20 protein-coding genes and 1 pseudogene are annotated in these 18809 nt (G+C 55.2%); 3 read left to right on the top strand and 18 right to left on the bottom strand.

All coding sequences use genetic code 11. The features are described 5' to 3' along the window. Positions 1 to 2: 2 nt before the first annotated feature. From M3G15_RS12095 to M3G15_RS12035, 13 genes are all read right to left on the bottom strand, one after another. The gene (locus tag M3G15_RS12095; RefSeq protein ID WP_260071066.1) at positions 3 to 884 is read right to left on the bottom strand and encodes a 5'-3' exonuclease; all 882 of its coding nucleotides are present in this window, start codon (positions 882 to 884) and stop codon (positions 3 to 5) included. Between the two features lie 37 nt (positions 885 to 921). Continuing rightward, the gene (locus M3G15_RS12090; protein WP_009226685.1) at positions 922 to 1284 is read right to left on the bottom strand and encodes an arsenate reductase family protein; all 363 of its coding nucleotides are present in this window, start codon (positions 1282 to 1284) and stop codon (positions 922 to 924) included. A 26-nt stretch (positions 1285 to 1310) separates the two neighbouring features. Next, the gene (locus M3G15_RS12085; RefSeq protein WP_260071055.1) at positions 1311 to 2276 is read right to left on the bottom strand and encodes an RluA family pseudouridine synthase; all 966 of its coding nucleotides are present in this window, start codon (positions 2274 to 2276) and stop codon (positions 1311 to 1313) included. Then, positions 2273 to 2839, bottom strand: coding sequence for a cob(I)yrinic acid a,c-diamide adenosyltransferase (locus M3G15_RS12080; RefSeq protein WP_260071054.1), 567 nt, complete (start codon positions 2837 to 2839; stop codon positions 2273 to 2275). The genes M3G15_RS12085 and M3G15_RS12080 overlap by 4 nt, the downstream gene beginning before the upstream one ends. Before the next feature lie 134 nt (positions 2840 to 2973). Continuing rightward, the gene (locus M3G15_RS12075) at positions 2974 to 3192 is read right to left on the bottom strand and encodes an aspartyl-phosphate phosphatase Spo0E family protein (protein ID WP_260071065.1); all 219 of its coding nucleotides are present in this window, start codon (positions 3190 to 3192) and stop codon (positions 2974 to 2976) included. Between the two features lie 205 nt (positions 3193 to 3397). Continuing rightward, entirely contained in the window at positions 3398 to 4606 is a 1209-nt protein-coding gene (locus tag M3G15_RS12070) for an aminotransferase class I/II-fold pyridoxal phosphate-dependent enzyme (RefSeq protein WP_009226689.1), read from the bottom strand. A 13-nt stretch (positions 4607 to 4619) separates the two neighbouring features. Continuing rightward, on the bottom strand, positions 4620 to 5120 hold the full coding sequence (locus M3G15_RS12065) for an Lrp/AsnC family transcriptional regulator (protein ID WP_009226690.1): 501 nt from the start codon (positions 5118 to 5120) through the stop codon (positions 4620 to 4622). A 143-nt stretch (positions 5121 to 5263) separates the two neighbouring features. Next, positions 5264 to 5650, bottom strand: coding sequence for a spore coat protein (locus tag M3G15_RS12060; protein ID WP_009226691.1), 387 nt, complete (start codon positions 5648 to 5650; stop codon positions 5264 to 5266). Positions 5651 to 5676: 26 nt separating this feature from the next. Then, positions 5677 to 5913, bottom strand: coding sequence for a hypothetical protein (locus M3G15_RS12055; protein WP_260071053.1), 237 nt, complete (start codon positions 5911 to 5913; stop codon positions 5677 to 5679). Positions 5914 to 6169: 256 nt separating this feature from the next. Next, positions 6170 to 7375: an MFS transporter gene (locus M3G15_RS12050; RefSeq protein ID WP_036646433.1), complete on the bottom strand. Its 1206-nt coding sequence runs from the start codon at positions 7373 to 7375 to the stop codon at positions 6170 to 6172. A gap of 150 nt (positions 7376 to 7525) precedes the next feature. Continuing rightward, the gene (locus tag M3G15_RS12045) at positions 7526 to 8107 is read right to left on the bottom strand and encodes a hypothetical protein (protein ID WP_260071052.1); all 582 of its coding nucleotides are present in this window, start codon (positions 8105 to 8107) and stop codon (positions 7526 to 7528) included. Between the two features lie 136 nt (positions 8108 to 8243). Next, entirely contained in the window at positions 8244 to 8660 is a 417-nt protein-coding gene (locus tag M3G15_RS12040; RefSeq protein ID WP_009226695.1) for a DUF350 domain-containing protein, read from the bottom strand. Positions 8661 to 8697: 37 nt separating this feature from the next. Further along, complete coding sequence (locus M3G15_RS12035) at positions 8698 to 11064, bottom strand: endonuclease MutS2 (protein ID WP_260071051.1); 2367 nt, start codon at positions 11062 to 11064, stop codon at positions 8698 to 8700. Positions 11065 to 11218: 154 nt separating this feature from the next. Here M3G15_RS12035 and M3G15_RS12030 point away from each other — a divergent pair, with 154 nt between their 5' ends. Then, the gene (locus tag M3G15_RS12030) at positions 11219 to 11581 is read left to right on the top strand and encodes a phage holin family protein (protein ID WP_009226697.1); all 363 of its coding nucleotides are present in this window, start codon (positions 11219 to 11221) and stop codon (positions 11579 to 11581) included. A gap of 186 nt (positions 11582 to 11767) precedes the next feature. Beyond that, positions 11768 to 12145, top strand: a complete 378-nt coding sequence (locus M3G15_RS12025; protein ID WP_009226698.1) for a cupredoxin domain-containing protein — start codon at positions 11768 to 11770, stop codon at positions 12143 to 12145. A gap of 79 nt (positions 12146 to 12224) precedes the next feature. Here M3G15_RS12025 and zapA read toward each other — a convergent pair whose 3' ends face one another. The 4 genes from zapA to M3G15_RS12005 all read right to left on the bottom strand — a co-directional run bounded on the left by zapA (position 12225) and on the right by M3G15_RS12005 (position 17992). After that, positions 12225 to 13760 carry a cell division protein ZapA gene (gene zapA, locus M3G15_RS12020; RefSeq protein WP_260071050.1) on the bottom strand — a complete coding sequence of 512 codons (1536 nt, stop codon included), beginning with the start codon at positions 13758 to 13760 and terminating at the stop codon, positions 12225 to 12227. Positions 13761 to 13875: 115 nt separating this feature from the next. Further along, positions 13876 to 16317 (bottom strand): phenylalanine--tRNA ligase subunit beta, encoded by a 2442-nt coding sequence (gene pheT, locus M3G15_RS12015; RefSeq protein WP_260071049.1) that lies wholly within the window; start codon positions 16315 to 16317, stop codon positions 13876 to 13878. 29 nt (positions 16318 to 16346) lie between these two features. Beyond that, positions 16347 to 17381, bottom strand: a complete 1035-nt coding sequence (pheS, locus tag M3G15_RS12010; protein WP_009226701.1) for a phenylalanine--tRNA ligase subunit alpha — start codon at positions 17379 to 17381, stop codon at positions 16347 to 16349. A 374-nt stretch (positions 17382 to 17755) separates the two neighbouring features. Further along, entirely contained in the window at positions 17756 to 17992 is a 237-nt protein-coding gene (locus M3G15_RS12005; protein WP_009226702.1) for a hypothetical protein, read from the bottom strand. A gap of 134 nt (positions 17993 to 18126) precedes the next feature. On the opposite strand from M3G15_RS12005, the gene M3G15_RS12000 reads away from it, so the two are divergent. Next, positions 18127 to 18333 (top strand): YwbE family protein, encoded by a 207-nt coding sequence (locus M3G15_RS12000; protein WP_260071048.1) that lies wholly within the window; start codon positions 18127 to 18129, stop codon positions 18331 to 18333. Between the two features lie 9 nt (positions 18334 to 18342). Here M3G15_RS12000 and M3G15_RS11995 read toward each other — a convergent pair. Further along, positions 18343 to 18507: pseudogene (locus M3G15_RS11995) on the bottom strand (GyrI-like domain-containing protein); the annotation flags it as partial. Positions 18508 to 18809: the final 302 nt, after the last annotated feature.

Raw genomic sequence — 18809 nt, 5'->3', positions numbered from 1 at the left:
TTTTAAACGACACCCATCCAGGCGCTGATGCTGGCCATCTCCAGTTCCTCGAACTTGGAGATTACCTGCGCCGGATTCAGCTCAAACCGGCAGGTCTCTACATCGCATTCCAGCTCAATGTCACAGCGGATCTTGGCCAGCTGCCGCGAGAGATGCAGCATGTCGAGATCCGCTTCGATTTTGGCCCGGACCGATTTGGACAACTGGTCCAGATTGGCCAGGATGCCTTCCACCGAGCCGTGCTCCTGCACGAGCTTCAAGGCGGTTTTCTCGCCGATGCCGCGCACGCCCGGATAGTTGTCGCTCGTATCCCCCATCAAACCCTTCAGGTCCACGATCTGTTCAGGCCTTAATTGCTTCTCCTCCATCAAGGCCTCCGGCGTATACACCATGTAGTTTCCGTGGCCTTTTTTCATGATGATTACGCTTGTCCGCTCGCTGACCAGCTGCAGCATATCGTGATCGCCCGTCAGCACCAGCACGTCCATCTCCTGACCAAAGCGAGCTGCCAGCGTTCCGATGCAATCGTCCGCCTCATAACCCGGTGAGCTGATGTTCGGAATCCCCAAGCTGTCCATCACCTCGCGGATCATGGAGAACTGCGGAATCAGACCCTCTGGCGCGTCCGCACGATTTCCTTTGTAATCGGCAAACTGCTCCGTCCGGAACGTCTTGCTGCCCAAATCCCAACAGCAGGCGATATGCGTCGGCCCAAACTTCTGCACCGCGTCCCAAAAATAACGCATAAACCCGTACACCGCATTGGTCGGAACGCCCGCTTTCGTCCGCCGGATATACCCGGTTGCGGCCGAAGCGTAATAGGCGCGGAACATTAACGCCATTCCGTCCACTAGCAGAATCGTATTTTTACTGCTTTGCGCCAAATCCACGATTCACCCAAGCCACCCTTCTCGTTCAAATTTATTGGCCCCAAGCCTGTACATAGGCTTCTTCCTTGTAACCGACAGTTACGGTCTTTCCGTCCGTCACGATCGGGCGCTTGATCAGCATGCCGTTCGAGGACAGCAACTGAAGCTGCTCCTCCCGCGACATCCCCGCCAGCTTGTCCTTTAAGCCCATTGTCTTGTAAACCTCACCGCTCGTATTAAAAAACTTCTTCAATTCCAACCCGCTGAGTTCCACCAGCTTATCCAGTTCGGCAGCACTCGGCGGCGTTTCCTTGATATGATGCAGCTCCAGTTCATGCCCTTTGGCCTGCAGCGATTTAATTGCACTTCTACATGTCCCGCATTGCGGATAATGATAAACCTTCAGTTTGCTCACGTTCCTTATTCCTCCTTACCACTTTCCTAAAAACTCGCCCAACGCAGCATCGCTTCCAGCTTGAGCATATCCTCTGGCAGCTCTGACTTAAAGGTCAGCGCCTCACCGGTAAGCGGATGGCGGAAGCCAAGCTCTGAGGCGTGGAGCGCCTGTCGCCCGATCGCCGCATCTAAGCGGGCGATTCGTTCGCGTGCAGGTGCCGGCAGCTCCGCGAGCCCCGCCATTCCGTAGAACTTGTCGCCGATTAGCGGGTGGCCGATCGACGTCATATGCACGCGGATCTGATGCGTCCGTCCTGTACCGAGACGCAGCTCAACCCGAGCCCCGTCGCCGTAGGCTTCCGCGACCTTATAATAGGTCAACGCGGGATAGCCCGACGGGGTGACAATCCGGCGGTGAGGTTCGGCAGGATCGCGGTCGATCGGGCCGTCGATCGTTCCTTCCGGCACCGCCGGACAACCGTGCACCAGCGCCGTATATTTCTTGGTGACCTCACCTGCGATCAACTGCTCGGAAATATGCTGGTGCACGTAGGCATTTTTGGCGATGGCGATCAAGCCGCTCGTCTCCTGGTCCAGCCGGTGCACGGGGCGGAAGCGGAATTTCTCGCCTTTCTCCTGCCAATAATACACGACGCCGTTGGCCAGCGTCCCCGTGTAGTGACCATGCGTCGGATGCACGATCAATCCCGCCGCTTTATTGACGATCAGCAGCGCCTCATCCTCGTAGACGATATCAAACGGTATCGGCTCCGGCAGGATGTCGGTTGACGTTTCCTTTTCCAGCGAGACGCTCACCGTATCCCCGGCTTTCACCGGGACGCTGATGTATACCCGCTCCCCGTTCAGCATCACCCCGCGCTCGGTCAGCTTAATCCGCGACAGCAGCTTGCGGGAGATCCCCATCCGGCGTTGGAGCACGCTTTTGACCGTCCAACCGTCCTCCGCTGCAGGGACTTGATATTCAATCGGATCATAATATTCGGAACTCACTTCTTGCCAAACACCTTCCCGCTCCGCACGTATTCGATATCTGCCACCTGCTGGCGATGATTAGCCATGCGAGCCGCTGCAAAGAAATAGTCCGACAACCGGTTCAGATAGATCAGCACCTCGGCATTAATCTCCTTGACCCGGCTCAGCGTAACGACGCGGCGTTCGGCGCGCCGGCATACAGTCCGGCAAACGTGCAGGGCCGAAGCCAGCGGCGTTCCCCCGGGCAAAATAAACTTCTCAAGCGGCGGATTGTCCGCTTCGTAACGATCAATCCATGCTTCAAGCCGCTGTGCGAGCTCCGGCGTCACCTTGTAGCGGCTTTCCGACAGCTTGACGTAGGCGAGATCGGAGCCGCAATCAAACAACTCGTGCTGGATCTCCAGCAGCTGTTCACGAAGATCGCCAAACGTCACCTCGTCCGATAAACTGACTGCTTGTCCCACGAAACTATTCAGCTCATCGATCGAACCGTAGGCTTCAACCTGCGCATCATCTTTTGTTACTCGACCGCCGATGACCGTGGTTAGCCCTTGGTCGCCGGAACGCGTATAGATCGACATTCGTTTTTCCTCCCCGTGACATACTCTCGTACCATCTTACCATAAATCACAGCCCGGCTGGTCATGCAACTGCTGGAACCGCAAAAAGGAGACCCGCAAGGCGGATCTCCTTCAACTTCAAGGATCAAACAAGGTTAACGTCGAATGGATTTTGGAGTGGTTTTCATAGTTTTCATGAATTCATTAATTTTCAGGTCCAATAAGCTGCTGATTTCAATCACGATGTCCGATGTAAAGGATTTTTCTTGCAGAAATAGCCGTTCCATCTTGCTGCGAAGCAAGTGAATTTCATCCTCCAGCGTTACGGCTTGCGGTGAATGCGGCCGTTCCTCTTGATCCATGCACGGGCTCATGACGCGGCCATCAGTAAATAAAGCGTTATTGTAAGGCACGTTGTACTCACCGCACAAAAGAAATCCCTCCCTGAGAAACTAAAACCTTCTTCCAAAATCAAATTATACCATGTCCATTAAAATTAAAGCAATTAGAAAATGAAAGAATTGTTAATTAACCCCATTAACTCCATCTTCTCAGGTAGGTCTTAAGTAATTTGCAAAATCAGCCTTGCTTCAATTTACGGACGAACTGCTCCATTCGATTTAACGCCTCGTTGAGCTGATTCACTCCTGTCGCATAGGAGCAACGTAAGAACCCTTCCCCGCCGGCGCCAAAGACATTCCCCGGAACCGCCGCCACCTTCGCCTCCAGCAGAAGGCGTTGGGCGAATTCCTCCGAGCTGAGTCCGGTAGACGCGATGCTAGGAAACGCATAGAACGCCCCTTGTGGCTCGTGACATTCCAGGCCGATGTCGCGCAAGCCCTGAACGATCAAGCGGCGGCGCTGATTGTAGGATTCAACCATCTGGTCTTTCTCCTCCAGCCCATTCTTCAGCGCCTCGAGCGCAGCCACTTGCCCCATAACCGGAGCGCACATCACCGTATATTGGTGAATTTTCAGCATGGCATAGATCAAGTCCGGGTGTCCGCATGCATAACCCATCCGCCAGCCGGTCATCGCAAACGCTTTGGAAAACCCATTAACCAGAATCGTCCGGTCCTTCATTCCCGGAATCGAAGCAAAGCTAACGTGCTTCTGCCCATAGGTGAGCTCCGCATAAATCTCGTCGGAAATGACGATGAGATCGTTCTCCTCGACGATTTTGGCGATCGGCAGCCAATCTTCGTACGTCATGATGCCGCCCGTCGGATTGCTGGGATAATTTAAAATGAGAACCTTGGATTTGGGCGTAATCTTCGCTTTCAGGTCTTCGGCCTGGAGCTTGAAATCGTGCTTGGCGTAAGTCTCGATTTCGACGGGCACCCCTCCCCCGATCATGGCAATCGGCGAGTAGGAGATATAGCAAGGCACCGGGACGAGAATCTCATCGCCCGGTTCGATTAACGCCCGCAGCGCCAGATCAATCGCCTCACTGCCGCCCACAGTGACGAGGATTTCGTCTTTCGGGTCGTATTTCACCTGATAACTCGTGTACAAATATTCAGCGATCGCTTCCCGAAGCTCAGGCGTTCCCGCGTTGGACGTATAGCTCGTATACCCGCGCTCTAGGGAGTAAACGCATGCTTCCCGGACATGCCATGGGGTGATAAAATCCGGTTCGCCCACGCCTAACGTGATAATATCCTTGCTTCCGCTAGCCAGATCGAAGAAGCGGCGGATGCCGGAGGGTTGAATCTCGCGGACCCGCGGAGCCAAATACGATGTCATCGTTTTACTCGATTGCTCAGCACGCTGTGATTGAATACTCATAACATTACTTCCTTTACGGAGATATCAACAAACGGCGGTCTTCTTCGGGATCTTCGAAGATGATGCCGTCTTGCTTGTATTTTTTTAGAATAAAATGGGTCTTCGTCGACAACACCGACTCCAGGGTGGACAATTTGTCGGAGACAAAGCTCGCCACTTCCTTCAAGTTGCGGCCTTCGACTTCCACCAGCAGGTCATATGCGCCGGACATCAAAAATACCGATTTGACTTGGGGAAACAGGTATACCCGCTCCGCGATCGTATCGAAGCCGCGTCCCCGTTCGGGTGTAATTTGCACTTCGATTAACGCCGTCACCTTCTCGTCTTCCAGTGCACTTGAATTCACCACGGTCGCGTATTTGACGATCACGTGATCTTCCTCCAATTCACGGATCGCTTGCGCCACTTCCTCCGCCGTTGAGCCGACGAGCGTCGCCAGTAAGTTCGCATCCCGGCGGGCGTCCTCTTTGAGGAGGTCCAGCAGTTTGAGCTTTAATTCGCTTAGTTGTTTCATCCCTCATCCTCCAGCGATGCCCCGCAGCCCTTCATTTGAGCGGTCTGCAGAACAAATTTAATACTTATATTACATGAATTTTGGGCGTCTGCATAGAAAAACCGTCCACTCCAAGTAAGCTCTTGGATAGGACGGTTAGGCATTTAGATCGAATACGGCGGAAGTACATTAGGTTGATGCTCCTCCACGTTAGCCTGATGGGCATGGGGCGTCCAGCGGGAAGTTCGCCGTTCGGTAAACTGACGCAGCTCCTGCTGGGTTTTCTCTGCGTCTTGCAGCTTCTTGTCCAACAATTGGCGCGGTGCCGGTGCCGGCGCTGAGTAAATGCCTTGGTGCTTCATCAGTTCATACAGCGTTCCCTGCAATCGCAAGGTGCTGTTCGTCAACTCGGTAAACATCTGCCGTATGGCCGGACAGGACGACTCCGTCGTAGCGGTCGTATATTCTCGAACAGTACGGCGTAAATCGGCCAAAATCGATTTTAACAAATCGTTCTGGGGTAAGAGCTCGTGGATGTCCGTCTGATTCATCGGGATATTCCTCCTCGAAAGCAAAATTAATTTGGGGTTGAAGCCGGAGCCGCCATTTGATGCTGACGCAGCGCATCCGTTAACAGGTGCAGATGATGCTCATGGGCACGGATGTGCTCCAGCATCGCCTGTTCGATTTCAAAGTTTTGCGAGACGGCGGCTGCCGCTGCGCAAAGCTTCGTGAGCATCTCCTCGTTGGAGATGGAGTCGGCGATATAATCCAGTTCTTTCATCGACAATGGCTGCATTTGTGAGTACAACATCAACATTCCCTCCTGGTGGATGATCCTTCTGATCCATCTGATCCTTCTTACGATAGTATGCCCCGCTCCAGGAACGATATGTTCGCCCTGTTGGAAGAAATCCACAAACGGTTTCCGGAACAGGAGCACCTGTCCATCAGTTACGCCTGGGGGGGGCCGTATTTGGAGAATCCCGGGACGGCCTTCCCTTTATCGGGCCGCATCCCAACTTGACGCGAACCTCGAAGCCCGTGCCAACTCCGCCGAGTTAGACGCATCAGGCGGCTTTGGCCGCCTCCCGCTTCAACAGCCGGCGCAGGGCCAGCCAGCTCAGCACCGGCGTTGCCCCCAAGGCGAACATCAGCCAGGTGATCGTTGACATGCGCGGAATGAGGGAATAGACCACGATAAACAACAGCGTTCCGCCCAAGCGCCCCACCGTAATGCTAAGCTCGCGAAGCACGATCAGCTCCACCCGCTGCTCCACGCTTTCCGGACTATTGCCAATCAGGTCGAACACTGAAGAGATGACGGGAATCAGGTAAAGCGGCAAAAACAAGGACGTCCCTACCCCCATCATCATCAGGGTGACGTAATTGACCTTCCAGAGCAACGGGATGATCACCGCAGTGATGAGCAAAGCCCCGACCAACATCCCGTAGTAACGCGCGCGGATTTTCAGCCACTTCCCTACCGCCCAGAAGCTGACTAGGGAGACAAGGGACGTGATCAGTGAAAACTGCCCAATCCGCCACTCCGCAGAAGTGCTGATAAAGATCAGCAAATTGATCAGGAACGAAAATACGCCTTCGCGCAGACCATGGGCGGCCGAAGCGGGCGCAGCCTGGCGCCACGGGCTGCCCTTTTTCAGCATTTGCACGGGAGCCAGCCAGTGATAAGGCCCGCCCGTTTTTCTTTTTTTCAGCCAGAAGCTGAGTAAGATCCCTACCCCATACACGATTAACGAGATGGTAAAAATCAGCCGGTATCCGGCCTCGCCGTGTTTCATGGAGATCAGCCAGCCGGAGATCCACGGGCCAAAGATCCCGATCACCGAACCGAGAATCCCCACCCAGCCGTTAAATCGGTCCCGCGTCTCGACATCCGTCACCTCGAAATACACGACATTAAAGGCCAGCCAGAACAATCCCGAACCGGTTCCGAACAACAAACCAAGCGGCCATATGTAGTCCACCGTATGTTTGCCCGTCCACAGCACCAGCAAATAGAAGATGCCCGAGACGATAATGCCGAGCCGCAAAAAGATCATTTTGTCGCGTTCCTTCACCCATTTCCCGGCAATCCAAAAGACAAGTCCCAAGGCCAGCTGCTGGCTGAACGTAAACCAGGCAATCAGGTTAAAATCCGCTTTCACTTTCCAGATGTAGACGTTCAGGAACGTGCCCGACAAGGCGCCGGCAAGCACGAACAGACCGTTCACCGCCAGCAGCAGGATGGATTGGCTGTTCAGCTGTTTTTTCATAGATTCGCTCCTCCCGGCCAAACTTCGAGTTCCCCCTGTAAGATACCCAAAAATGACCGAAGCATGAGGCCTTAGCAAGCATACCCGCAGGCCCCCAAACGCGAAAAAGCCCTGTCCATCAAGGACAGGGCCAGTGGCTGCCAAATTTTTTTACTTGTTGTCTTCTTCACCGGCAATCGTACGAATCATGGCGATCCGGGCGTCTTCACCCAAAAACCGGCTGACATGGAAGCACGCGGTGCAGACGTATACGTTCAGCTCAGCATTCCCTGAAAGAAGCGGGTGTTCCCCGTCGGCAGGAACAAATTCGCCGCCTTCCGGAACCAGCTTCTGCTTCCCGGCATACACCATATATTCCCGGCAATGCGGGCATTCGGGTACCTCGTCTTGCCCGTCAAGCAGCTTCTCCACGCCGGTCTCGTACTTCAGCAAATCGCCGCCCGATGCCGTAAACGCCTCGACCCGGCGGACGCCTCCGAGATGCGAGTCCCCTTCCTCATCCCAGTAGAGATCGTCATCCGCATCCTCGTCATCATCACCATGGGAATGCTTCCGATCATGGAAGGGATGGTCATTCTCCTCGTCCTCGAACTCCTCCTCCGAACCCAGCGTAATGTTGATCGTTCGGTAGCCCTTTAATTCATTTTGGCAGTGCGGACATACCTCCTCCGGCCCCAGCTCTTCATCCCAAACGATCTCCGTTTGGCACCATGGGCAAATCGTTGTATCCATTCCCAACTTCGTCCTTTCGTTACCAAATTAAGCATTCCACAAATAAATAATGCCCGCGGCCAAAAACAGAATAGAGGCGATAAATAGCACCCTGACCAGGTTTTTCACGTCGTTTCTACTCCTTCAACTGAGATCCCTAACCTATACAAGCGCCGATCAAAAAAGACACTGACACCGATACGGCCATCGCGATAAAACCTACGCTGGTGTTCCCCGCTGCAATCTCATCGTCGATGCGAAACACCGGCGTTAAAAATTCAAACAGCAAATATGCAGCGAACAGCAGCAAGGCTCCGACCGATGACCATATCATGAAGTCGTAAATCGAGGGATGTGCCGCCGCATAACGGATAATGTTCGCCAGTCCGAAGATTTTTCCGCCGGTAGCCAGGGACGCGGCCATATTGCCGCGCTTGATCTCCTGCCAGCAGCGATATCTTGCAAACAGTTCGAAGCAAGAAAGAAACACAATCAATTCTAACACCGCCACGGAAAAATACCCGATCATCAGCCCCAGCGGTTGCTCCAAGATCGGATCAATGCTTTCCTTCATAGCGCCCTCTCCCTTTATACCTTGAGGCGATTCGTTCTTACTTCAGCTCAGCGACCGTCACGCCGGTTCCGCCTTCCCCATAGTTCCCGAGGCGGAAGCTCTTGATATGCTTATGCTTGCGAAGATACTCCGAGATCCCGGACCGCAAAATCCCGGTCCCTTTCCCGTGAATAATGTAGATCTGGCCTAAATTGCTTAAGTAGGCTTCGTCGATGAAACGGTCAACCTCGATTAAGGCCTCTTCCAAATTCGCTCCGCGCAAATCCAGCTCGGTACGGACATTCTCATCGCGCGTCCGCTTAACGTTGGGAGCCGTCCGTTGAACCGGCTTGCTAGCCGGAGGCGCAGCGATCAGCTCCATGTCGTCCAGGCTCACCTTCATCTTCATGATGCCGAGCTGTACGATCGCTTCCTTGTTGCCAGAGAGCTCAACGACGTGCCCCTTCTGGTTCAAGCTGTATACCATCACTTCGTCGCCCGGTTCGATCTGCCGCGGCGGTTTGGCCGCCTTGCGGGCCGCTGCACTCTTCTTGCGGCGCTGCGGCTCGGCTTCATCCAGCTGCTTGCGAGCTGCAATCAGCTTGTGCTCCTTCACGGCCGCGCCTTCCTCCATCGCGAGGCGGCGCAGGTCGCTGATAATCCGCTCGGCCTCCTGCCTTGCCTTGGCAATGATCGCTGCCGCTTCTTCCTCCGCCTTCTCCAGGCGTTTATCCCGCTGCTGCTCCAGCTTCTCCAGCTCGGCGGCATGGCGTCTGCGCAGCTCTTCCATCTCGCGCCGCAGCTTCTCGGCCGTTTCCCGCTCCTGCTCCGCCCCAAGGCGGTTCTGCTCCAGCGAAGCGATCATGTTCTCGACGCGCATGTCCTCTTCAGTCACTTCGCCGCGGGCATACTCCAGAATTCGCTCCGGCAACCCCAGCCGTTCGGCGATAGCAAACGCGTTGCTTCGGCCCGGAACGCCCACCAGCAGGCGGTAAGTCGGGCTTAACGTCGCTACGTCGAACTCCATGCTGGCGTTAATTACGCCTTTGCGTTCGTAGGCGTAGGCTTTCAGCTCGCTGAAGTGAGTGGTCGCCACCATCCGGCAGCCCAGCGAATGAATATGTTCCAAAATCGCAATGGCCAGCGCCGAGCCTTCCGCCGGGTCGGTTCCCGCACCCAGCTCATCCAGCAATACCAGGCTCTTCGGCGTCATCTGGCGCAATATCGAGATAATGTTCGTCATATGGCTGGAGAAGGTACTTAAGCTCTGCTCGATGCTCTGTTCGTCCCCGATATCGGCGTAGATGGCATCAAATACGCAAAGCTGGCTGCCGTCTTCCGCCGGCACGAACAACCCGGACATCGCCATCAAGCTAAGCAGACCAATCGTCTTCAGGGTGACGGTTTTCCCCCCGGTGTTCGGACCGGTGACAATGATCGTCGTGTACTGGTTCCCCAGCTCCACATCGATCGGCACGACCTGGTCAGCCGGAATCAACGGATGGCGCCCCTTCTTCAGCTTGATGAACCCGCGGTCGTTCATCCGCGGCAGCGTCCCCTTTAATTCGCGAGCCAACCGGGCTTTGGCGAAGATGAAATCCAGCTGGCCGAGCACATCCCCGTCGTACAGCAACAGCTCGGCTTGCTCGCCAACCAGGGCGGTCAGCTTCTGCAAAATGACCTCGATTTCCCGTTCCTCACGCAGCCGCGTCTCGCGCAGCTTGTTGTTCATCGCCACAATCGATTCCGGCTCAATGAACAGCGTAGCTCCCGATCCGGACTGATCGTGTACGATTCCGCCAAAATGCGCGCGGTATTCCGCTTTGACCGGGATGACGAAGCGGTCGCCGCGGATCGTGATCAGCTGATCCTGCAGCATCTTCGACACCGAAGCGGAGCGGATCATCGCATCCAGCTTCTCCCGGATCCGCACCTCCCCGCTCCGCAGCTCGCGGCGGATGGTGGCCAGCTCCGGACTAGCCGAATCGAGCACCTCCGCGCTTTCGTCGATGCAGCGTTTGATCGCATCCTCCAACGGCTTCTGATCGCTTAAGGTATCGCTTAAGTGATACAGCAGCGGAACTTCATGTTCTTCGTGCATCGTGGCAATATACCGTTTAATCCGGCGCGAGCCTTCCAGCGTGGTTGCAATGCCCAGCAGCTCGTGCGGATTCAGCGTCCCGCCGATCCGGGCCCGCTTGACCGCCGGAGTGATATCCACGATTCCGCCGAATCCGGGCGCCCCCTTAAGACGGTCCACCTTAAACGCTTCATCGGTGGCTTGAAGCAGCCGCTTGACGTCCTCCAGATCGGTGACGGGCCGCAGCGCTTCGGCTGTTCTTTTTCCAAGTGCCGTTTGGGAAAAAGAGGACAGCTGATCTATAATTTTTTGATATTCCATGGTTTTCAAAATTTTCTCGTCCAAGTACGTTCACAACTCCCCTCGGGCTATGATCCCATTATAACGAAACCGTTCATTTTTCGCCATTTGCCCCCTTGGACACATAAGAATGCGATTTGCGGAACATGATAATTGCGTATAGCCAAACGTACTTACTCTCAAAAGGAGGCTATGTAACATGCATTTTCTGGGACACGTCGTGCGATTCATCGTCTCCGCCTTAGTTATGCTGGTTGTGGGATGGCTTGTACCGCAATTCAGCATCGGTGGATTCGGCAGCGCCTTACTTCTCGCCTTGGTCATCGCCCTGTTGGGTTGGGCCATTGAAGGCATTTTCGGAACGAAGGTTACCCCGTTCGGGCGAGGAATCGTCGGTTTTCTTACGAGTGCACTCGTGATCTGGCTTGCCCAGTTCATCATTTCCGGCGTTTCCGTCTCTGTGATCGGTGCATTACTTGCTGCATTGGTCATCGGGATTATTGACCTGTTCATCCCTGTCGCAACTCCCTTTAACGCTGCCAAAGACAAAAACAATCGTTAATGGCTGTGTTCAGGGCTAAGAGGCCTTCCTCCGCAAGTGATCCATTCACTGCGGAAGGAACGGCCTCTTGACTTATAACTGAAGGAAGTTCAACAATTCTTCAAACCTTAAACCACCCACCCTCTGCAAAATACGGTATGATATTCTTAAAATTGCCACAAATATACTGTATCGCGAGGGATTATTGTGAAGAAAAGCATAGCCATCGTTGCAACTTCCGTACTCTTATTACTTGTTACCGCTTGCAGCGGCAGCAAAGCGGCTGAGAACAGCAGTGCCGCCGGGAATAATATCCAACCGGAAGCGGAACTGGTCATTGAAGCCAGCAACTATCAATTCGATCAAGCCGAATACCATTTGAAGAAAGATGTTCCGGTCAAAATCGTTTTCAAGAACGCCTCCGGTAATCACGGCATTCTCGTGCCCGGTTTAAAGCTGCAGCTGGACCGCAAGAACGACTCCGCCGTGATCGTGCCAACCGAAGCCGGTGAGTTCGAAGTGGCCTGCTCGGTGATGTGCGGTTCCGGCCACAGCGCCATGATCTCCAAAATTATCGTTGAATAAACGCATGTAGCAAGAGCCCGCAGCGCACAGCCGCGGGCTCTTGCTCTCATTGAATCGCATCAAAGCGATCCTCTCGCCATTAACTTTGATCCTGCTCCAGCAATTCAATCCATTCGTTAAATTCCGATTGAAGCTTGGCATAGTCGTCCTTCAGCCGCTGGTACTCTTCTTCCCGTTCGGCCTGCCGCTCCTGCTCCTTCTCCCGCTCCAGCTGCAACAGCCTGAATTGATGGGAAATAACCTCGTAACTATCCGTAACCTCCTGCAGCTGCTCCGCAAGCTTGCGTTTCTCTTCCTCCAACGCCTCGAAGTCGCTCGCCATGGTGATGACGCGTTCGCTGCCGGCTGCGCTTTCCTGCTGCCATTCCTCCAGCTTCCGCTGCAACTCGGCTTCCTTCTCGCGCCAAGAGCTCAGCTCACGTTCCGCCGAGGCCCACTGCTTACGCCACTCCTGCTCCCGCTGCTCCGCAGCCTCGCGGTAGCTCGCCAGCTCGGCGGCCAGCTGCGCCGCCAATTTGCGGCTGTCCTCAAGCTCCTGCAACCGCAGATTCAGCTCGTCCCGCTCTTGCTCCAGCTGCCGTTTCTCTTCTCCGGCTGCCTGCGCCTCAAGAAGCGCTTGTTCCCGCTCCTTGGCAGCCCGCTCCAACCGGGAGCGCAGCGAATCCAACTCGGCGGCCAGCGCCGACGTCTTGTCCCGCTCGGCCTGCAGCTCGCCGTTTGCTTGCTCCAACCGGCTCACTTCGGCGGCCAACTGCTCGCTCTTATCGGAAGCCTCGAGCAAGCTGATCTCCAGGCGGCTGATTTCCTCGCTGCGCTTCTCGGCCAGCTTCTGCCACGACTTCTCACTTTGCTGCGCTGCTGAAACTTCGGCTCGGAGCTTGTCCTCCCGCTGCTTGCCTTCCTGCAGCCGCTGTTCCAGCTGCTTTGCCTCCGCTTGCGCGGCTTGAAGCGTGCTCTGGAGCTGCTTCGTCTGCTCCTGCAGCTTCACGCTTTGCTGCTGCGCCCGTTGCTCGGCCGCTTTGGCTTCTTGCTCCCGCCGCTGCAGCTCGCTCACCTGCTTCTGCAGCTTCGCGGCCTCCTCTTTCTCCCGCGCCGTCTGCTGTTCGGCTTGGCGCAGCTTGGATTGCAGCTGCGAGTTGCTGCCGCGCTGCTCAGCCAGCTGCCGCTCCAGCTCTTGTACCCGGCTGCGAAGCTTGCGCGCCTCCTCCTCCTGCCCCAGCAGGGAGGCTTCCAGCTTCTCCGCTTGCCCGGCAAGCTGACGCTTCTCGTTCTTCAGCTGCTGCTGTTCCTCCTGCAGCGCCTTATACATGCTCTCCTGCTTGGCATGTAAATCCTGCAGCACTGAGTTCTCCTGAAGCAGGACCGTTTTCTCCTGCTTGGCATTCTGCAGTTCGTTCTGCAGCTGATCTACCCGGATCGCTTCCTCCGCCATGCGCACGGCTGCCAACACAGCCAGCCGCGGCGTGTCCAGATGGGGATAGGCCTGGGCGATGCTGCGCATATGCTCATCCACCCGGCGCGCGACTTGCTTCATATATTCCGCGCTGCTTCCAACGATTTTATAAGAAGTTCCGTAAATTTCTACGTTTACGCTAATTCGGCCTTGGTTACTCAACGTTATGTGCCTCCTTCGGTCCTGTAAGTCGTCTCTTAGATGCGGATAATTGCACGAAAGTCACATCGAATCGGTCGTTCTACAAATGATTCGATGTGACTTCGTCCAATTCCTGCTATTTTCTAAGCTCCGCCGCAAAAGTTTGCGACAGCCCTTCGACCACCCGGTCGTGTACTGCGGCAACTTCCTCGTCCGTCAGAGTCCGTTCCATATGGCGATATACCAGCGATAAAGCTACGCTCTTCTTGCCTTCGCCTAGCTTGGCACCCGTAAATACGTCGAATACCTCCACCGATTCCAGCAGTTCGCCGGCCTTTTCACGGATCACGCCGATTAACGCGCCCGCTTCCACATCGGAGTTCACGACAACAGCGATATCGCGCTGCATCGCCGGATAACGCGGCAGCTCTTGGTAAACGTAAGCTTCGCCCGCATAGCGGTACAGCGGTTCAAGCAGCAGCTCGGCAACATACGTATCATCCAGATCCAGCTCCCGCTGCAGCTCCGGATGAAGCTGACCCAGCGTACCGATCCGTTCCTTGCCGGACGTGCCGTTCAGGAAGATGGAAGCCGAACGTCCAGGATGGAAGCCTTGCGGCCCATCCGCTTCATACGTCATCCGTTCAGCAACCCCCAAGTATTCGAACAGGCTCTCCAACGCACCTTTGAGATCAAAGAAATCCACCTTCTCCGCCGGAGCGTTCCAGCGTTTTTCTGCCCGTTCGCCGGCCAGCAGCAAGGACAGCACCGGCAGCTCGCTTGGCTGCTTGGTCAGCTTCTCCTCCTTGGTGCGGAAGACGCTGCCGATTTCAAACAATGCCAGATTGTCCTGCTTGCGATTGCGGTTGTAAACGGCGATGTCGATCATTCCCGGCAGCAGGCTGCCGCGCAGCACGCTGCGGTCCTCGCTCATCGGCATGGCCAGGCGGATCTCCCGATCCCCTTCGCCCAGCTGCGGGAACTTCGCGCTTGCCCCTTCCCGGATGAAGGAGTAACCCATCACTTCCTGCCAGCCGCCATGAGTGAGCAGTTGGCGGATCGTGCGGCGCAGCGCCTGCGGTTTCGTATAGCCGCCGACTGTCGTTACCCCTTCGATCATCGTTGCCTCAATGTTGTCGTAACCGTAGAGCCGCGCCACCTCTTCGATCAAATCCACGTCGCGCGTAATGTCGCCGCGGCGCGTCGGCACGCGAACTTCGATGACCTCCTCCGAGCCGGCACATTCGAAGCGGAGACGTCCCAGAATCGTTTTCGCCTCCAGCGAGGAAATGTTCGTGCCCAGGTAATCGTTCAGCTTCTGAAGCGACAGGGCGATCACTTTCTCTTCCGGCTCTTGATGAACGATCTCCACGATCCCTTCAGCCACTTGGCCGCCAGCATAGGCTGCCATCAGCGAGGCCGCGCGATTCAGCGCCGGGATGACGGAAGCCGGATCCACCTCTTTCTCGAACCGCTGCGAAGCCTCCGAGCGAAGCCCCAGCGTCCGCGACGTGCGGCGAACGCTGGCGCCGGCAAATTTCGCCGACTCCAGCACAAGGTTAACCGTTTGATCGGTCACTTCTGTATCGAGTCCGCCCATGACGCCCGCCAAAGCCACCGGACGATCTTCACCATCCACGATCAATAGTGCGCCGGCTTCCAGCTCACGCTCCTGACCGTCCAGTGTCACCAGCTTCTCGCCAGCTTTGGCTTGGCGCACGCCCAGCATGCCGCCGGCGATCTTGTCAGCATCAAACGCATGCAACGGCTGCCCGTACTCCAGCATCACGTAGTTGGTGATGTCGACGATATTGCTGATCGGGCGAATCCCCGCTGCCATCAGCCGGTTTTGCATCCACAACGGCGATGGGCCGACCTTGACATCGGCGATGTAACGTACCGCATACCGGCTGCACAGCTCAGGTGCGTCGATCTTAACCTGAATCCGTTCCTTGGCCAGTACGCCAGAGGAGGCAAGCTCAGGCTGCGGCAGCTTTACTTCGCGGTTCAAAATCGCGCCTACCTCATAAGCAGCCCCGATCATGCTCAGGCAATCCGACCGGTTAGGCGTCAGGTCGAAGTCTAGCACCTTGTCGTCCAGCCCCAGCAGTTGGGTAATCGGTGTGCCGATCTCCACTTCTTCAGGCAATACGAGAATGCCTTCCTGCTGTTCCTTCGGCAGCAGCTTGTCGTTGAGGCCAAGCTCTTTGGCCGAACAGATCATCCCTTGCGACAAGACGCCGCGCAGCTTGGCTTTCTTGATCTCCAGCCCGCCCGGCAGCTTGGCGCCTACGAGCGCAACCGGTACCTTCTGGCCGGCCGCCACGTTTTTCGCGCCGCATACGATTTGCAGATCCTCTCCCTGCCCCGCGTCAACGACGCAAATGTTCAGCTTGTCAGCGTCAGGATGCTTTTCTTTGCTTTTGACAAAACCAACCACAACGTTCGAAACGCCTTGATTGCGGTTTTCGATCGAATCGATTTCAATCCCGGACCGGGTGATTTGCTCCGCCAGCTCTTCAACATTTACCCCATCCAGCGAAATATAGTCAGACAACCATTCGGTTGATACTTTCATTGTCAGTTCCCTTCCCTCTTTACGTGAAATTAAACTCTGGCAAACTGCTGCAGGAAACGCAGATCGTTGTTGAAGAAGTAGCGGATATCATCAACGCCGTACTTCAGCATCGCGATCCGTTCTACACCCATCCCAAATGCGAAGCCGCTGTATTGCTCCGGATCGTAGCCGCTCATCTCCAGCACGCGCGGATGCACCATCCCGCTGCCCAGAATTTCCAGCCAGCCGGACTGTTTGCACACCCGGCAGCCATGGCCGCCGCACTTCATACACGTTACGTCAACCTCAACGCTTGGCTCCGTGAACGGGAAGAAGCTGGGGCGCAGGCGAATTTGCGTGTTAGGTCCGAACATTTTGCGCGTGAACTCAAGCAAAGTGCCTTTCAGGTCGCTCATCCGGATGCGTTTGCCTACAACCAGCCCTTCAATTTGATGGAACTGGAACGAGTGGGTTGCATCGTCGTCATCCCGGCGGAATACGCGTCCCGGGCAGATAATTTTGACCGGCACTTCCCCTTGCATCGCTTCCATCGTCCGCACCTGTACCGGGGACGTTTGTGTCCGCATGAGCAAATCTTCCGTCAGGTAGAAGGAATCCTGCATATCACGGGCCGGATGGTCCTTCGGCAGATTCAGCGCCTCGAAGTTGTGGTAGTCCGTTTCAACCTCAGGGCCTTCCGCAATCCGGTACCCCATGCCGATGAAAATCTCTTCGATTTCCTGAATCACCTGGTTCAGCGGATGGATGCTCCCCTGCTTCAGCGGTCGGCCCGGCAGCGTGACGTCCACTTTCTCAGCGGCCAGCCGCGCTTCGGTTTCTTGGCGTTGGAACACCGCTTGCTTCTCTTCAATCACCGCTTCGATGGCGGCTCTGACCTCGTTGCCGATCTGACCGATCACCGGACGCTCCTCGGCGCTTAAGGACCCCATCCCGCGCAAAATTTCAGTTAATGCGCCCTTTTTGCCCAAATATTTGACCCGAAGGTCGTTCAAATGCCCGGCATCGACGGTTTCCGCCAGCTCTTTGAGCGCCTCCGCTTTTAGTGCTTCAAGACGTTCTTTCATGAATAGCTCCTCCTAAAAATGTTATGAGCGCTGCTTCTCGATTCGGTTTCTTACAAAACCGTTCCGAGTCACAAGCGTCAGTTCAAAAAGTCAGGTTTTCAGCACCGAGAAGGTTGGATGAAGCTAGGGACTGAAAAGCGGAGCATACGTTTGGGGTACGTGAGCACCTGAAATGTTTCCGTAGGAAACATGCATCGTAAGCATACGCTTAGCCCGGCTGAATTCAAGATTCGACGTCGAATCCGCTTCATGTCCTGCTTCGTGATCAAAAGATGACTTATTGAACAACCTCTTAAGGCAAAATAAAAAGGCCTTCTCTCCCGTAAGGGACGAAAAGACCGTGGTACCACCCTTGTTAGAGCACCGCGTAAACCTCAGCCAGCCACATGGCTCGCAAGGTGCGCATTGCTCTCGCTCCAACGAAATAACGGCTCGTAACCGGTATCCCCTAATGTGCCGGGCTGCAACCATACGCCTTGCGGCGTAACGATTCGCAGCGGCAGTTCAAGGAACTGCTCCGGAGCGAACTTCGGCAGCTCCGTTTCCCTAGCGGCGCTCTCAATCTCCGGCGCCCCTTCCCTGTTGGTCGGTTCCTGCTTACTCTTCTCCATCCACGCATTTCATGTCATAATTACCTGCTATTATATGCTAAACGGACAGCCGTTGGCAAGTCAGCGGTGAATTATGGTATCTTAAAGTGGTTATACCAAACGCTACTCCATCACGTCAAGGAGGGACCCGCCCAATGAACGGCAACGAACGCAAGAACATCAGGCCTGGCCTCACCGTGGACATCGTATTAAAAAAAGATCAGCCCACCGGCAAACTAACCCGCGGCATAGTCAAGGACATTCTGACGAACTCCGCGACCCATCCGCACGGCATTAAGGTCCGGCTACAGGACGGTCAGGTAGGCCGAGTGAAAGTGATTCATCCCGGCAAATCCGACTGATCCAAAGACTTAGATCCGCCTTACCGGATGCCGCAGCACGGTTTTCATCTTCTCCGGCGCGGTTTTGCGCGGGTCCGACAGATAGATTTCATGATGCTTGCGAAGGTCATCGAAATTCTCGGTTAATCCATTCGCTTCCAGGAACGCCCTCATCCGGGCAACCGATTCCGGTTCCCGCTGCGCCAACTCGGCGGCAGTGATCGTTTTACGCTCCAGCAGCAGATAGGCGATTTCAAACAGACGGTTCATTTGCACGCGTACCCTCTCCTTTTGATGACAAGGATACCCTACAAATAAGACATCGCAATGTCATATTAAGAAAAACGTCTATCGACGTACATTCAAAGTAGACAGACCGCGTTTAGCGGAAGTTTTTCTTGCGATATCAGGATGCTAATGCCCCGAAGTTTATACTTTCTGATATCTTAAAAAAAGAAGAGCTCTCTAGGAGAGCCCTTCTGCTTTATGGTTGTTTG

Source organism: Paenibacillus sp. p3-SID1389, from assembly GCF_025151705.1.
In the GTDB taxonomy this organism is placed as follows: Bacteria; Bacillota; Bacilli; order Paenibacillales; family Paenibacillaceae; genus Fontibacillus; species Fontibacillus phoenicis.
Note: the sequence above shows the minus strand (reverse complement) of the source record. Positions and strands in the feature narration are given on the sequence as shown.

Coding starts and splice junctions, on each gene's coding strand:
- M3G15_RS12080 (WP_260071054.1), bottom strand. CDS start 2,839: ATGTCGATCTATACGCGTTCCGGCGACCAAGGGCTAACCACGGTCATC.
- M3G15_RS12075 (WP_260071065.1), bottom strand. CDS start 3,192: ATGAGCCCGTGCATGGATCAAGAGGAACGGCCGCATTCACCGCAAGCC.
- M3G15_RS12070 (WP_009226689.1), bottom strand. CDS start 4,606: ATGAGTATTCAATCACAGCGTGCTGAGCAATCGAGTAAAACGATGACA.
- M3G15_RS12065 (WP_009226690.1), bottom strand. CDS start 5,120: ATGAAACAACTAAGCGAATTAAAGCTCAAACTGCTGGACCTCCTCAAA.
- M3G15_RS12060 (WP_009226691.1), bottom strand. CDS start 5,650: ATGAATCAGACGGACATCCACGAGCTCTTACCCCAGAACGATTTGTTA.
- M3G15_RS12055 (WP_260071053.1), bottom strand. CDS start 5,913: ATGTTGTACTCACAAATGCAGCCATTGTCGATGAAAGAACTGGATTAT.
- M3G15_RS12050 (WP_036646433.1), bottom strand. CDS start 7,375: ATGAAAAAACAGCTGAACAGCCAATCCATCCTGCTGCTGGCGGTGAAC.
- M3G15_RS12045 (WP_260071052.1), bottom strand. CDS start 8,107: ATGGATACAACGATTTGCCCATGGTGCCAAACGGAGATCGTTTGGGAT.
- M3G15_RS12040 (WP_009226695.1), bottom strand. CDS start 8,660: ATGAAGGAAAGCATTGATCCGATCTTGGAGCAACCGCTGGGGCTGATG.
- M3G15_RS12030 (WP_009226697.1), top strand. CDS start 11,219: ATGCATTTTCTGGGACACGTCGTGCGATTCATCGTCTCCGCCTTAGTT.
- pheT (WP_260071049.1), bottom strand. CDS start 16,317: ATGAAAGTATCAACCGAATGGTTGTCTGACTATATTTCGCTGGATGGG.
- pheS (WP_009226701.1), bottom strand. CDS start 17,381: ATGAAAGAACGTCTTGAAGCACTAAAAGCGGAGGCGCTCAAAGAGCTG.
- M3G15_RS12005 (WP_009226702.1), bottom strand. CDS start 17,992: ATGGAGAAGAGTAAGCAGGAACCGACCAACAGGGAAGGGGCGCCGGAG.
- M3G15_RS12000 (WP_260071048.1), top strand. CDS start 18,127: ATGAACGGCAACGAACGCAAGAACATCAGGCCTGGCCTCACCGTGGAC.